Genomic DNA, 13646 nt, shown 5'->3' on the forward strand with positions numbered 1-13646 from the left:
TCTATCTTTTTGATTTGAGCATGATCCTTTCGGAAAACCGCTACACACTTTTCCGGATCATGCTCTAGCCACGGATCAGTTCAGTGGGATGGTTCACCTTCTCGATCGTGCTGCTCTGCCTGTTCATCTCGGCGTTTTTCGCGGCGAGTGAGACGGCGCTGACCGGCGCCTCGCGCGCCAGCATGCTGCGGCTGTCGAAGCAGGGCAACACCGATGCCGGTGTGGTCTCCAAGCTGGTCAACATGCGCGAGCGCATGATCGGCGCGCTGCTGCTCGGCAACAACATCGCCAATATCGGCGCCTCGGCGCTGGCGACCGGCGTGTTCACCGCCTGGTTTGGCGACGTCGGCGTGCTCTATGCCACCGCTGTCATGACCGTGATGGTCGTGGTGTTTGCAGAGGTGCTGCCCAAGACCATCGCGATCAACGCGCCCGACCGCATCTCGCTTTTGGTCGCGCGGCCGATGCGGCTGACGATCTTCGTGCTGGGGCCGCTGCTCACCATCATCGAGACCATCGTGCTGGCGCTGATGAAGCTGCTCGGCATCAAGGTCGGGGCGCATCAGGCGGTGCTGTCGCCGACCGAACGTCTGCGCGGTGCGGTCGATCTGTTGCATCACGAGGGCAAGGTCGAGAAGCAGGATCGCGACATGCTCGGCGGCTTGCTGGATCTCAGCGAGCTGCAGGTCTCCGACGTCATGGTCCATCGCACCGAGATGACGATGGTCAACGCCGACCTGCCGCCCGAGGAACTGGTGCGCGAGGTGCTGGCGAGCGAATACACCCGCATCCCGCTGTGGCGGGAGAAGCCGGAGAACATCGTCGGCGTGCTCCACGCCAAGGACCTGCTGCGCGCGATGCGCGCCAACGAGGGTGACATGTCGGCGATCGATGCCTCCGCGATCGCGCTGCCGCCCTGGTTCGTGCCGGAGATGCGTCCGGTCTCCGAACAGCTGAAGGCGTTCCGTCGCCGCAAGACCCACTTCGCCCTCGTGGTCGACGAGTATGGCGAGGTCGAAGGCATGGTGACGCTGGAGGACATTCTGGAGGAGATCGTCGGCGACATCTCCGACGAGCATGACGTCGTCGTTGCCGGCGTGCGGGCGCAGCCGGACGGCTCGGTCGTGGTCGACGGCTCGGTGCCGATCCGCGATCTCAACCGCGCGATGGACTGGCGCCTGCCGGACGAGGAGGCGACCACCGTCGCCGGCCTCGTGATCCACGAGGCGCGCTCGATCCCGGAGCGCGGCCAGAGCTTCACCTTCCACGGCTTCCGCTTCCGCGTGCTCCGCCGCGAGCGCAACCGCATCACCGCGCTGCGCATCGTCGCCGTCCCGCGCGAGACCGAGCTGGAGGAGAAGAAGCCGAAGCGGGCGGGGACGGCGTTCTAGTTCGAGTTGGCTAGGCTGCCGGTACCGTCACCCTGAGGAGCGCGCATCGCGCGCGTCTCGAAGGGTCGACGGCCACCAGCCGGGCCGTGCATCCTTCGAGGCTCGCTCCGCTCGCACCTCAGGATGACGGTTTGGCGACTGCCCCAGTGCTACTCGATATCGATCGAGATACCCGACAGCTTCCAGGCGCCGTCGGAGGGGATGAAGCCGAGCTGATACTTCACCTGCTTGGGCGTGGTGTCGAAATGTCCCTTCAGTCGCAGCACGCCCTTGTCGTCGATCCTGGCGTCCTCGTCGAGAACGATCGGCTTGGCAACCACGGCGTCGAACACCGCATGCTTGTCGACCAGATCCTTGAAGATGGTCTTGAGCTTGTCGGGTGGAAACTGGTCGCGGAACGGCTTTGAGATCTTGGCGTGGAACACGGTGAAATTGTTCGCGGCCACCGCATCGTTGAGCGACACCAGGATGCTCTTGATCAGCACCTCCTGGACGAACGGGCTCGGCATGTCCAGCGCGGAGGCCGGGCGCATCGCGCAGATCAGGAGCAGGCCGGCGGTGACGATCGACCGGAAACGTGGCCAGCAACGGATCATCAATGGCCCCATATCATGCGTGGCGGTGCAATCCGTAGTTTCACCTGCTCACCTATGGAGCAGGTCCATCCTGTTCTCATAGAGGAAAACCACCGCTTCGTCTTGAGGCAAGCGCGAACTAGCGCGGCTTTTCCCCGGGGCCGTGGGCGTGGATCGCCAGCGCATGCACCGAGCCGGCGAGTTCCTGCGCCAGCGTCGCATTTATCATGCGATGGCGTTCGATCCGGCTCTTCCCTTCGAAGGCCGGAGACACAATATATACCCGAAAGTGCGTCTCCCCGCCTGGCCTGTGGCCGGCGTGGCCCTCATGCAGATGTGACTCGTCGACGACGTCGAGGCTTTCCGGCAAGAAAGCTTCACGCAACTTGTTTATGATAGCGTCTTTGGTGCTCATGGCGGCGGAGTTAGGTTCGCGACAGCTTTTCGTCAATGGTGCAAGCGGGAAACGAGGTCCGCGCAATGTCAAGACTTGAAGATTTGTGCATTGCGTAGTCAAAGAGAACATGCCGATCGATTCATCAAAATTCTTCGACTCCATTCGCATCAAGCCGACCAAGGTCAGTGCGAAGCGCCAGGCGCAGGCCGGCGAGCAGGCCGTGACCTGCGAGTGGGCGGGTTGCCAGAACAAGGGCGCGCATCGCGCCCCGAAAGGCCGCGAGAATTCACGCGAGTATTGGCACTTCTGTCTCGACCACGTCCGTGAATACAACCAGTCCTACAATTTCTTCCAGGGTATGAACCCTGACGACGTCGCGCGCTACCAGAAGGACGCGCTGACCGGCCACCGTCCGACCTGGAAGATGGGCGCCAACAACGGCAAGAAGGGCGAGAGCGGTCTCGATGCCGCCTCCGATCCGTTCCACGTATTCTCCGAGCTCAACGGCCGCGGCCGCTGGCGCCCCGGACCCGGTGGCGCGGAGCCCAAGCCCGAGACCCGCAAGGTGATGAACGCCGAGCGCAAGGCGCTGCAGGTGATGGGGCTCGGGGCCGAGGCGACGCTCGAAGACGTCAAGTCGAAGTACAAGGCGCTGGTCAAGCAGCACCACCCCGACGCCAATGGCGGCGACCGCTCCACCGAGGATCGCCTGATCGAGATCATCAAGGCGTACAATTATCTGAAGACCGTGGTGCGCGAGGCCTGAAGTCTCTCGTCCTCGTCGCCCCTGCCTAGTGCGCAGTTGCGCACGGAGCTGGGGCCCATAACCACCGGCCGTTATCGTTTGCACAAGATGTCTGCCCGATTGCCCCATCGATGGGCCGCGGCGTGTGGGTCTCGGCCTTCGCCGGGACGACGGCGGAGTGTGTGGCTCCGCCATCGTAAACGTTGATGCGGCTTAGTTCTCACCCCTTCGGCACCGTCCCGACATAGGACGAGCTCGGCCGGATCAGGCGCCCGGTGCGCCGCTGCTCCAGGGCGTGCGCGGTCCAGCCGGCGGCGCGCGCGGTGGCAAAGATCGGCGTGAACGCCTGCCGCGGGATTTCCAGCCCGTCGAGCAGGATCGCGGTGAAGAACTCGACATTGGTCTCGAGCGGCCGCTCCGGATTCTTTTTCCGCAGCGCCTCGCGGATGTAGGCCTCGACCTCGCCGGCAAACGGCAGGTCGGCGCCACTGGCCTCGAGGCGCTCGATCGCGATCTTCAGCACGTCGGCGCGCGGGTCGCGCACGCGATAGACGCGGTGACCGAACCCCATCAGCCGTTCGCCGTGCGCCAGCGCGCCGTCGACCCAGGGCTTGATGCGCTCGCGCGTCCCGATCGCGTCCAGCATTTCGAGCACCGGCTCAGGTGCGCCGCCGTGCAGCGGGCCGGTCAGCGCGCAATAGCCGCCGGTGATCGCCGCGAACAGGTCGGCCTGCGTCGAGGCGATCACCCGCGTGGTGAAGGTCGACGCATTCATGCCGTGGTCGCAGACGGTGACGAGATAGGCGTCGAGCGCCGCCACCTCGCGCGGCTCGACCTTGCGGCCCAGCAGCATCCGCAGCGTGTCGGCGGCGTGGCCGGCATTCGGGTCCGGCGCGATCGGGTCGTGTCCCTTGGCGTGTTGGACCAGCGCGCCGGCGATCACCGGGAAGGCGCCGACGATGGTCGCCTCGTGCTCCAGCCCGCTCTCGCCGCGGAGGCCTGCGATCGCGGCCCGGAAGCCGTCGACGATCGACATGCCGCGCGTCGCCGGCAGCAGGTCCGGCAGGCGGGCGAAGGCGCGTTCGCGGGCGGCGCCGAGGCTGGCGCGGACATTGGCTTCACTCAGCGACTTGCCGGTGGCGCCGTTCCACAGCCGCGCCGTGACGCCCTCGAAGCTCGACTTGCCCGCGAGGTCGGCGACGTGCTCGCCGGCGATGATCATTTCGCCGCGCTCGCCGTCGACATGGCTCAACACGGTCTCGGCGGCAGGAACGCCGTCCAGACCGATCTGGCTCTTGGTGAGGTGCATATTCATGGCCTGATCTCCTTGCTTCACCCCTTCAAGGTCAGGCCTCTCGACGAGTTGATCAATCTTGATTATATAAATCAATATGAAAAAATCCGCCGAGCTTTACCTCTCCGCTCGCGAAGCCGCCGCCGAGCTCGCGATCTCGCCGGCGACCCTCTACGCTTATGTCAGCCGCGGGCTAATCCGCTCAGAGCCGTCGCCGGATTCGCGCAGCCACCGCTACCGCGCCGAGGACATCAGGGGGTTGAAGGAGCGCCGCGTGCCGTCGCCGGAGCCGCGGGGCTTCCGTAATTTCGACGCCGACCTGCCGGTGATGGATTCGGCGATCGCAACCATCACCGAGCAAGGCCCGATCTATCGCGGCGTCAACTGCGTCGAGCTCGCCGAGCGCGACACGCTGGAGCACACCGCGACGCTGCTGTGGGATGTCACCGGCGTCGATCCGTTCGCGCCGGACAATTGCCCGCACCTCTCGGACGAAATGCGCGCGATCGCTGAGGCCGCGCGCCGCGCCCAGCCGATCGACCGCACGGTGGCGGTGCTGGCGCTGGCGGCAAGTGCCGATCCCGGCGCCTTCACGCGCGCGCCCGACGGCCGCGCCATGGTCGGCGGCCGCATCCTGCGGCTGCTGGTCGCGACCATGCTGAACGCTGCGCCATCGAACGAGCCGCTGCACGAGCAGGTGGCGCAGGTTTGGACGCCAGGCAACAAGCACGCGCCCGACCTGATCCGCCGCGCGCTGGTGCTGCTCGCCGATCACGAACTGAATGCGTCGACCTTCACCGCACGCTGCGCGGCATCGACCGGGCTCAATCTGTACGACGCCGTGATCGCGGGTCTCGTCGCGTTGAAGGGACCGATGCATGGCGGTGCCGGCGTGCTCGCCTCGCGCCTCGTCAAGACGATGCTCGACAATGACGTTGCGCCGGTGGTTCGTGAGCGGGTCGCGCTTGGCGAGCGTTTCGCCGGCTTTGGGCACGGCGTCTACAAGAAGGGCGATCCGCGTGCGATCTCGCTGCTCGAAGCGCTGACGCGGGCCGGCGCGCCGCGCAAATTCACCAGGGAAGTGCCGGAGCGGATCGCGGAGGCAACGGGCGAATTCGTCAACATCGATTACGCGCTGGCGGTGCTGGTGCATGCGCTGCGGATGCCCGCGGGCAGCGAGCTTGCGCTGTTCGCGATGGCGCGCAGCGTCGGCTGGATCGCGCATGCCAGCGAGCAGCTTCAGCTCGGCAAGTTGATCAGGCCTCGCGCGCGCTATGTCGGTCCGGCACCCGGGCGGGCGGGAACGACCAACAGCATCTAGCGCATGATCCGGAAAAGTGGAGACCGGTTTTCCGAGAAGATCATGCGCAAGTGAAAGGAATTATTTCGCCGGCTTGGCCGGTTCGATCAGGCTGCCGCCATGCCGGCGGCGGATGGTCCAGACGGCCAGCGCCAGGATCACGGCGCCGCCCGCGACCGCAAACATCCAGAGATGCTTGCCGACATGGCCATGATGCGGCAGGCCGGCATAGTCATGCAGCGCGGTGACGGCGAGCACGCCGGGCAGCACATGCGCCGGCGCCCAGAGCAGGATCGCGGGGATGTTGACCGCGTAGAAGCGCGCCGGCGGCATGCCGAGCGCGCCGGCCGTGATCGGCACGAAGGCGCGGATCGGCGGCACGAAGCGGGCGAAGAACACCGCGAGCACGCCCCAGCGGTTGAAGAAGGCCTCGCTCTGCGCCACCACGCGCGGGTAGTTGGAAAGCGGCCAGGCCGACAGTATCTCGCGCTGGCTGCGGTGGCCGATCAGGTAGGCGGTGCCGTCGCCGAGCATCGCGCCGGCGGCCGCCGCGGCGAGCACCGGCAACAGCTTCAATTCGCCGCCCGGCACCAGCGCGCTCAACGCCAGGATGATGGTCGACCCCGGCACCAGGGAGCCGACCACCGGCACCGCCTCCAGCAGGGCGGCCAGAAACAGGGTCAGATAGGCAAGCCAGGCGTGGGCCGAAACGAACGCGATCAAAGGGTCAAGGAATGAAGTCACAAAATTCCCATGTGGCGGTGTTATCGATTTGAGAGCTAACAACTCCCCGCCGGGCTGAAAAGTGCCCGGCCCGGGCCGGCCGTCGTGGTGCTGCGGCGAAAGTACGGCGGGATTTGCAGGGCAGCCTTCCAAAAACCGAGTTTCGCTCCTATCTTTATGATAGAACAACGGAACTTTGATTTGCTCGCGGGCTTCTGCCAACCGTTGCTCTCTGCTAGGCTTATGCGTAGCACCCCATCCGCAGCCAAACGATTAATCTGGTTTCGGGAACGCCCGGGACCTCGGAGGATGAATGACGACCGCCGTCCAGACCAAAGCTCAGGAACCCGTCGGCTTGCCCGACATGAAGGTGTCGGTCCGGCAGGTCTTCGGGATCGATAGCGACCTGGAAGTTCCCGCCTATTCCGAAGTCGATCCGCATGTGCCGGAGGTCGACAGCGACTACCGCTTCGACCGCGCCACCACGCTCGCGATCCTCGCCGGCTTTGCCAAGAACCGCCGCGTGATGGTCACCGGCTATCACGGCACCGGCAAGTCCACCCACATCGAGCAGGTTGCGGCCCGCCTCAACTGGCCCTGCGTGCGCGTCAACCTCGACAGCCACATCAGCCGTATCGACCTCGTCGGCAAGGACGCGATCGTGGTCAAGGAAGGCAAGCAGGTCACCGAATTCCGCGACGGCATCCTGCCCTGGGCGCTGCAGCACAATATCGCGCTGGTGTTCGACGAATACGACGCCGGCCGCCCGGACGTGATGTTCGTGATTCAGCGCGTGCTGGAAGTCTCCGGCCGCCTGACGCTGCTCGACCAGAACAAGGTGATCAAGCCGCATCCGGCGTTCCGCCTGTTCTCGACCGCCAACACGGTCGGCCTCGGCGACACCTCGGGCCTCTATCACGGCACCCAGCAGATCAACCAGGGCCAGATGGACCGCTGGTCGATCGTCACCACGCTGAACTACCTCGCCCATGACGAGGAAGTGGAGATCGTGCTGGCGAAGGCGAAGCACTATCGCACCCAGGAAGGCCGCGACATCGTCAACAAGATGGTGCGGCTGGCGGATCTCACCCGCAACGCGTTCGCCAATGGCGACCTGTCGACGGTGATGAGCCCGCGCACGGTGATCACCTGGGCCGAGAACGCCGACATCTTCAGCGATATCGGCTTCGCGTTCCGCGTCACCTTCCTCAACAAGTGTGACGAGCTGGAACGGCCGCTGGTCGCCGAGTTCTACCAGCGCTGCTTCAACGTCGAGCTGCCGGAATCCTCGGTCAACGTGGCGCTCAGCTAGTCCATGCCGAAAATCTCCGTCGAGCGCACAGTCACACAGACGAAGAAAGCGGTGCTCGGCGGATTGCTCCACTACAACAACGAGAAGATGGGGAAGCAGAAGTACAAGCGCTTCGCCATCTCGCTGCGGCAAGGCGACAAGATTGTCGGCGGCATCGTCGGCGAGGTCTGGACCGCGGTGTTGTTCATCCAGTTGTTCTGGATGGAGCAGAAGTTTCGCAACAAGGGCTTTGGCGCGAAGCTGATCAAGGCGATCGAGGACGAGGCGCGGCGCTTCGGAGCGACGCGATCCTATCTGGATACGATGAGCTTCCAGGCGCCGGGCTTCTACCGCGCCAACGGATATAAAGAGTTCGGTTCGATTGAGGGGTATCCCGGCGGCGTAACGCGCCATTGGTTTACGAAATCGCTATGACAACCTCCAACATCAAATTCCGTCCCGGATCCAAGGAAGCGCCGACCGAGCCGTTCAAGCGCTCGGTATCGGCGTGCCTGAAGGCGATCGCCAAGAAGCCGGAGCTCGAGGTCTCCTTCGCCGCCGAGCGCCCGGGGCTCGCGCCCGGCAAGGCGCGGCTGCCGGAGCCGGCGCGCAAGATGACCAAGCGTGATGCGGCGATCGTGCGCGGCCACGCCGATTCGATCGCGCTCAAGATCGCCTGTCACGATCCCAAGGTGCATCGCAAGCTGATGCCGGGTAATCCGCAGGCGCGCGGCGTGTTCGAGGCGGTCGAGCAGGCGCGCGTCGAGGCGATCGGCTCGCGGCGGATGGCGGGCGTTGCGAAGAACCTCACCGCGATGCTCGACGATCATTTCCATCGCGGCAAGTATGACGAGATCACTGATCGCGCCGACGCGCCGCTGTCGGATGCGCTGGCGATGCTGGTGCGCGAGCGTCTCACCGGCATGGCCCCGCCCGCGGCCGCCAAGAAGATGGTCGATCTCTGGCGTCCGACCCTGGAGGACAAGATCGGCTCGCGGCTCGACAAGCTCAGCCGTTTCACCGAGGACCAGGCGAGGTTCGGCGACCTCGTCCATGATCTGCTGTCGGCGCTCGATCTCGGCGACGACCGCAACATGGATTCGGACGATGACGACGACCAGGACGAGAACCAGGACGGCGAGAGCGATCAGTCCGGCGCCGAGGGCTCGCCCGACTCCGATGCCGCGCAGGAGATGAGCGCCGACCAGGCGCAGACGTCAGCGGAAGAGATGAGCGAAAGCGCGATGGAGAGCGCGCAGGCCTCCACGTCTGATACGTTCGACGACGGCGAGCTCGGCGACGACGAGACGCCGGGCGAGGCGACGCGGCCGAATGCGCGCGGACAGAACGAGCCGCGCGGTCCGGAATATCACGCCTTCGCGCCGAAGTTCGACGAGGTGATCGCCGCCGAAGACCTTTGCGATCACGACGAGCTCGAGCGGCTGCGCTCCTATCTCGACAAGCAGCTCGCGCATCTGCAGGGCATCGTGGCGCGGCTCGCCAACCGCTTGCAGCGTCGGCTGATGGCGCAGCAGAACCGCGCCTGGGATTTCGATCTCGAGGAGGGCATCCTCGATCCGGCGCGGCTGTCGCGCGTCGTCACCGATCCCTATCATCCGCTGTCCTTCATGCATGAGAAGGAGGCGACCTTCCGCGACACCGTGGTGACGCTGCTGCTGGATAACTCCGGCTCGATGCGCGGCCGCCCGATCACGGTCGCCGCCACCTGCGCCGACATTCTGGCGCGCACGCTGGAGCGGTGCGGCGTCAAGGTCGAGATCCTCGGCTTCACCACGCGCGCCTGGAAGGGCGGGCAGTCGCGCGAAGCGTGGCTCGCGGCCGGCAAGCCGGCCAATCCGGGCCGCCTCAACGATCTCAGGCACATCATCTACAAGTCGGCTGACGCACCCTGGCGTCGCGCGCGGAAAAACCTCGGGCTGATGATGCGCGAAGGCCTGCTCAAGGAGAACATCGACGGCGAGGCGCTCGACTGGGCGCACAAGCGCCTGCTCGCGCGCCCCGAGCAGCGCCGCATCCTGATGATGATCTCCGACGGCGCGCCGGTCGACGACTCCACGCTGTCGGTCAATCCCGGCAACTATCTCGAGCGGCATCTGCGACACATCATCGACGAGATCGAGACCCGCTCCCCGGTCGAGCTGATCGCGATCGGCATCGGTCACGACGTGACGCGCTACTATCGCCGCGCCGTGACCATCGTGGACGCCGAAGAGCTCGGCGGCGCCATTACCGAAAAGCTCGCCGAGCTGTTCAGCGAGACTCACGGCTCGGCGCCCGCGCCGGGCGTCCGGCGCCGCCTCCACTCGTGAGACATGCGCTCATCCCCTAGCCGCCGCCGTTTCCTCCAGGGTATGGCGGCGGGGCTGTCGGTCGCCGCATTGCCGCGTCTTGCGCAGGCGCAGAGCGCGACCCAGCCGCCGGCAACGTCGAGGCCGGCTGCGAGGCCGAGCCCCTACCGGGTCAACGAACCGGTTTCGATCGACGTCAACGCGCGGCCGATGCCGTCGTTCGATATCCGCGACCGCGCGCGCACGCGGTTCGGCGCGCTGGAATATCGCAGCGGCCTGATCCTGACCTCGTCGTTCTCCGGCTTCGGCGGCCTCTCCGCGCTACGGCTCGATGCCAAGGGCGAACGCTTCATCGCGGTCAGCGACCAGGGCAGCTGGTTCACCGGCCGCATCGTCTATCGCGGCCGGGAGATGGTCGGGCTCGAGGATGTCGAAGCGGCGCCGCTGCTCGGCGCCGACGGCAGGCCGATCACCGCGACCCGCGGCTGGTATGATTCGGAATCGCTCGCGCTCGACGGCTCGTTCGCCTATGTCGGTCTCGAGCGGGTCAACCAGGTGCTGCGCTTCGATTTCGCCAAGGGCTTTACCCGCTCGCGCGGCGAGGTGATTGCGCTGCCGCCGGCGGCACGCAAGCTTCCCAACAACAAGGGGCTGGAGGGGCTCGTCTTCGTGCCGAAAGGCCAGCCGCTTGCCGGTACGCTGATCGCATTCTCGGAACGCGGGCTCGATGCGAGCGGCAATTTGGTCGCCTTCCTGGTCGGCGGCAAGACGCCGGGCCAGTTTAGCGTCCGTCGCAGCGAGAATTTCGATATCAGCGACGCGGTCCTGCTGCCGTCGGGCGGTCTGTTGATTCTGGAGCGGAAATTCTCCTGGTTCGGCGGCGTCGGCATCCGCATCCGCCGTCTCGCGCTGTCCGATATCGCGCCCGGCGCCGTGGTCGACGGCCCCGCGATCTTCAATGCCGATCTCGGCAACGAGATCGACAATATGGAAGGCATCGACGCCCATGTCACGGAGGAGGGCGAGACCGTGCTGACCATGGTCTCCGACGACAATTTCTCCCTGATCCAGCGCAACCTGCTGCTGCAGTTCACGCTGGTGGACTGAGGGCGCCGGCCCGGAGGGACCCCGTCAGGACATTGCTGATCTGCGCCCCGGCCTGCGCGGCCATCCGGACGGTTGGTGATCGGCCGTGGTGCCTCTATCTTAACCGGGCCCTCTCCCCGATCCCGGATATCCGCCGCATGAGCACCCTGTTCTCCCCGATCGAACTGCGCGACCTGAGACTCTCCAATCGCGTCATGGTCTCGCCGATGTGCCAGTATTCGGCCGTCGACGGCTCCGCCAACGACTGGCACTTCACCCACATCAACATGCTGGCCCTGTCGGGCGCGGCGATGTTCTGCATCGAGGCCACCCATGTCGAGGATATCGGGCGGATCACGCCGGGCTGCCTCGGTCTTTACAACGACGCCAACGAGGCGGCGCTGAAGCCGATCCTGGCCTCGGTGCGCAAGCATTCGAAAGCGGCGGTCGCCATGCAACTCGCCCATGCCGGCCGCAAGGCGTCGAGCCAGCGCCCCTGGGAGGGCGGGCAGTTGATCCCGATTGCCGAAGGCGGCTGGCAGACGGTCGGACCATCTGACGTCCCGCACAAGGAAGGCGAGGCCGCGCCGGTGGCGCTCGACGACGCCGGCCTGACGCGCATCCGCGAGGCCTTTGTCGCGTCGGCGAAGCGCGCCGACCGACTCGGCATCGATGCGCTCGAGCTGCACGGCGCGCACGGCTATCTGCTGCACCAGTTCCTGTCGCCGATCGCCAACAAGCGGACCGACCGCTATGGCGGCTCGCTCGAAAACCGCATGCGCTTCCCGCTGGAAGTGTTCGACGCCGTGCGCGCCGTATTCCCGGATCACAAGCCGATCGGCATGCGGGTGTCGGCGACCGACTGGGTCGAGGGCGCCTGGGACCTTGCGCAGACCATCGAGTTTGCCAGGGAGCTGAAGAAGCGCGGCGTCGACTGGATGGATGTCTCCTCCGGCGGTGTCTCGCCGTTGCAGAAGATCCCGCTCGGGCCGGGCTACCAGGTGCCGGCGGCGCTGGCGGTCAAGGAGGCGACCGGCGTTACCACGATGGCGGTCGGCCTGATCACGGAAGCGAAGCAGGCGGAGGAGATCGTCTCGTCCGGCAAGGCCGATATGGTCGCGCTCGCCCGCGGCATGCTCTACGACCCGCGCTGGGGCTGGCACGCTGCCGCCGAGCTCGGCGGCGAGGTGAGCGCACCGCCGCAATACTGGCGCTCGCAGCCCTCGACGCAGAAGGCGCTGTTCGGCAAGACCACGTTCGGGACGCGCTGACAGCGCACCTCGTGCGAGGTCACGGCATGGCGGGCCCGAACCAGCGCGTCAGCGCGGCGTCGAGGCCCGTCGTGTCGGCGTCGTCGGCCGCCCAGGCGATGCAGGCATCCGGGCGGATCAGCAGCGAAGCGCCGCTACGTCGCGGCACGCATCGCACGAAGATATCCCAGCGTGCCGCGATCGCTGACGCGGCTCCATCAGTCGCATCGATCAGCACGGCCCTGCCGTCCTCCATCTGATCGAACAGGGTTGTTTCCGCGTCGCCGTCGCCGAGAGCGAAATTGCCGGAGAGCCGGCCGACCGATGGATGGTCGCTGCCGAGATCGTAACGGATCCTGACGCCGCTGATCATTTCGCCGAAATAGCGGGTGCCCTCGTCAAGGCTCATCAGATCAGCGACGATGTCGCGCAGGGCGTCCGTCAACACATCAGGCCGCATCAAGGCGACCTGGGCGCGGGTGTTGGCCAGCACCCTTGCCGCGATCGGGTGCCGCTCCTCGGTGTAGCTGTCGAGCAGGCTGTCGGGCATGCGATCGCACACGACCGCCGCAAGCTTCCAGCCGAGATTGACCGCATCGAGCAGGCCGAGATTGAGGCCTTGTCCGCCGAATGGCGAGTGCACATGCGCCGCATCGCCCGCCAAGAGGACGCGGCCCCTGCGATAGCTGTCGGCCTGTCGCGCATTGTCGGTGAAGCGCGTCGCGGTCTTGACAGCGGTGACGCGAACGTCGACGCCGCTGATCCGGCGCAGGGTGGTCTCGATCTCCTCGCGCGTGACCGGCGCGCTGCGATCGGCCGGCGGTCCGTCGAACTCGGCCAGGAACACCCGGCCAGGAATCGGTCCATAGGCCATCATGCCGACCGGCGTTCGCCGCCAGCCGACCGGCAGAAGTCGATCCGGATGATCGAGATCGACGATGGCCTGGTGTCCGGTGAGGGTCGGTTCGGTGCCGGGTTGCGCCTTGCAAGCGCGTTGAAGTCTGCCGTCTGAGATGACGGCCGCGGCAAAGCCTAGCGAGCAGCCGCGAACCGAGTCTTGCGTGGCGTCCGGTAACGGCCGTTGCGAAGCGTAGACAGGGAGGTTGTAGGCCGGAATGAAGTGAACGGGAAAATAGCCCCGAAATCGAACGTGATCGGAGTAGCCGACCCTGTCTCTCAAAGGGGAAGGCGGAACCGCAGGCCGCGACAACGCGAGCGGTCAGAGGTGCTCCCGGGGTTCGTACCGCCAGCATGCAATCAAAGGAAGCAGCGTGAACAAGGGAGA

Annotated in this window: 13 protein-coding genes; 8 read left to right on the top strand and 5 right to left on the bottom strand. The window is 65.9% G+C overall.

Features of this window, described 5'->3' with window-relative positions; genetic code table 11:
- Positions 1-83 precede the first annotated feature (83 nt).
- Positions 84-1391, top strand: coding sequence for an HlyC/CorC family transporter (locus tag ACVMDN_RS39760; RefSeq protein ID WP_076824825.1), 1308 nt, complete (start codon positions 84-86; stop codon positions 1389-1391).
- 149 nt (positions 1392-1540) lie between these two features.
- On the opposite strand, the gene ACVMDN_RS39765 is transcribed toward ACVMDN_RS39760, so the two are convergent.
- Both ACVMDN_RS39765 and ACVMDN_RS39770 read right to left on the bottom strand, forming a co-directional pair.
- Entirely contained in the window at positions 1541-1987 is a 447-nt protein-coding gene (locus ACVMDN_RS39765; protein ID WP_076824822.1) for a hypothetical protein, read from the bottom strand.
- Between the two features lie 118 nt (positions 1988-2105).
- Entirely contained in the window at positions 2106-2381 is a 276-nt protein-coding gene (locus tag ACVMDN_RS39770; RefSeq protein ID WP_028338206.1) for a BolA family protein, read from the bottom strand.
- A 109-nt stretch (positions 2382-2490) separates the two neighbouring features.
- Here ACVMDN_RS39770 and ACVMDN_RS39775 point away from each other — a divergent pair, with 109 nt between their 5' ends.
- Positions 2491-3129, top strand: coding sequence for a J domain-containing protein (locus ACVMDN_RS39775; RefSeq protein ID WP_028338207.1), 639 nt, complete (start codon positions 2491-2493; stop codon positions 3127-3129).
- 199 nt (positions 3130-3328) lie between these two features.
- Here ACVMDN_RS39775 and ACVMDN_RS39780 read toward each other — a convergent pair whose 3' ends face one another.
- Positions 3329-4423: a citrate synthase/methylcitrate synthase gene (locus tag ACVMDN_RS39780; protein WP_456835802.1), complete on the bottom strand. Its 1095-nt coding sequence runs from the start codon at positions 4421-4423 to the stop codon at positions 3329-3331.
- Between the two features lie 76 nt (positions 4424-4499).
- Here ACVMDN_RS39780 and ACVMDN_RS39785 point away from each other — a divergent pair, with 76 nt between their 5' ends.
- A complete protein-coding gene (locus ACVMDN_RS39785; protein ID WP_057015541.1) occupies positions 4500-5723 on the top strand; it encodes a citrate/2-methylcitrate synthase in 1224 nt (407 codons plus the stop codon).
- A 60-nt stretch (positions 5724-5783) separates the two neighbouring features.
- On the opposite strand, the gene ACVMDN_RS39790 is transcribed toward ACVMDN_RS39785, so the two are convergent.
- Positions 5784-6446, bottom strand: a complete 663-nt coding sequence (locus ACVMDN_RS39790) for a DedA family protein (RefSeq protein ID WP_057015540.1) — start codon at positions 6444-6446, stop codon at positions 5784-5786.
- A 292-nt stretch (positions 6447-6738) separates the two neighbouring features.
- Here ACVMDN_RS39790 and cobS point away from each other — a divergent pair, with 292 nt between their 5' ends.
- From cobS to ACVMDN_RS39815, 5 genes are all read left to right on the top strand, one after another.
- The gene (cobS, locus tag ACVMDN_RS39795) at positions 6739-7737 is read left to right on the top strand and encodes a cobaltochelatase subunit CobS (protein ID WP_057015539.1); all 999 of its coding nucleotides are present in this window, start codon (positions 6739-6741) and stop codon (positions 7735-7737) included.
- Between the two features lie 3 nt (positions 7738-7740).
- The gene (locus tag ACVMDN_RS39800) at positions 7741-8151 is read left to right on the top strand and encodes a GNAT family N-acetyltransferase (protein ID WP_076824818.1); all 411 of its coding nucleotides are present in this window, start codon (positions 7741-7743) and stop codon (positions 8149-8151) included.
- The gene (gene cobT, locus ACVMDN_RS39805) at positions 8148-10046 is read left to right on the top strand and encodes a cobaltochelatase subunit CobT (RefSeq protein WP_076824816.1); all 1899 of its coding nucleotides are present in this window, start codon (positions 8148-8150) and stop codon (positions 10044-10046) included. The genes ACVMDN_RS39800 and cobT overlap by 4 nt, the downstream gene beginning before the upstream one ends.
- Positions 10047-10049: 3 nt before the next feature.
- Complete coding sequence (locus ACVMDN_RS39810; protein WP_200844626.1) at positions 10050-11132, top strand: esterase-like activity of phytase family protein; 1083 nt, start codon at positions 10050-10052, stop codon at positions 11130-11132.
- A 137-nt stretch (positions 11133-11269) separates the two neighbouring features.
- A complete protein-coding gene (locus ACVMDN_RS39815; RefSeq protein WP_057015537.1) occupies positions 11270-12382 on the top strand; it encodes an NADH:flavin oxidoreductase/NADH oxidase in 1113 nt (370 codons plus the stop codon).
- 19 nt (positions 12383-12401) lie between these two features.
- Here ACVMDN_RS39815 and ACVMDN_RS39820 read toward each other — a convergent pair whose 3' ends face one another.
- Positions 12402-13541, bottom strand: a complete 1140-nt coding sequence (locus ACVMDN_RS39820) for an FAD-dependent monooxygenase (RefSeq protein WP_456835801.1) — start codon at positions 13539-13541, stop codon at positions 12402-12404.
- Positions 13542-13646: the final 105 nt, after the last annotated feature.

It is taken from the genome of Bradyrhizobium sp. USDA 4510 (assembly GCF_054059095.1).

What these genes read in the sequence shown, in the direction of transcription:
- ACVMDN_RS39765 (WP_076824822.1), bottom strand. Translation starts at nt 1,987, where the DNA reads ATGATCCGTTGCTGGCCACGTTTCCGGTCGATCGTCACCGCCGGCCTG.
- ACVMDN_RS39770 (WP_028338206.1), bottom strand. Translation starts at nt 2,381, where the DNA reads ATGAGCACCAAAGACGCTATCATAAACAAGTTGCGTGAAGCTTTCTTG.
- ACVMDN_RS39775 (WP_028338207.1), top strand. Translation starts at nt 2,491, where the DNA reads ATGCCGATCGATTCATCAAAATTCTTCGACTCCATTCGCATCAAGCCG.
- ACVMDN_RS39780 (WP_456835802.1), bottom strand. Translation starts at nt 4,423, where the DNA reads ATGAATATGCACCTCACCAAGAGCCAGATCGGTCTGGACGGCGTTCCT.
- ACVMDN_RS39785 (WP_057015541.1), top strand. Translation starts at nt 4,500, where the DNA reads ATGAAAAAATCCGCCGAGCTTTACCTCTCCGCTCGCGAAGCCGCCGCC.
- cobS (WP_057015539.1), top strand. Translation starts at nt 6,739, where the DNA reads ATGACGACCGCCGTCCAGACCAAAGCTCAGGAACCCGTCGGCTTGCCC.
- ACVMDN_RS39800 (WP_076824818.1), top strand. Translation starts at nt 7,741, where the DNA reads ATGCCGAAAATCTCCGTCGAGCGCACAGTCACACAGACGAAGAAAGCG.
- cobT (WP_076824816.1), top strand. Translation starts at nt 8,148, where the DNA reads ATGACAACCTCCAACATCAAATTCCGTCCCGGATCCAAGGAAGCGCCG.
- ACVMDN_RS39810 (WP_200844626.1), top strand. Translation starts at nt 10,050, where the DNA reads ATGCGCTCATCCCCTAGCCGCCGCCGTTTCCTCCAGGGTATGGCGGCG.
- ACVMDN_RS39815 (WP_057015537.1), top strand. Translation starts at nt 11,270, where the DNA reads ATGAGCACCCTGTTCTCCCCGATCGAACTGCGCGACCTGAGACTCTCC.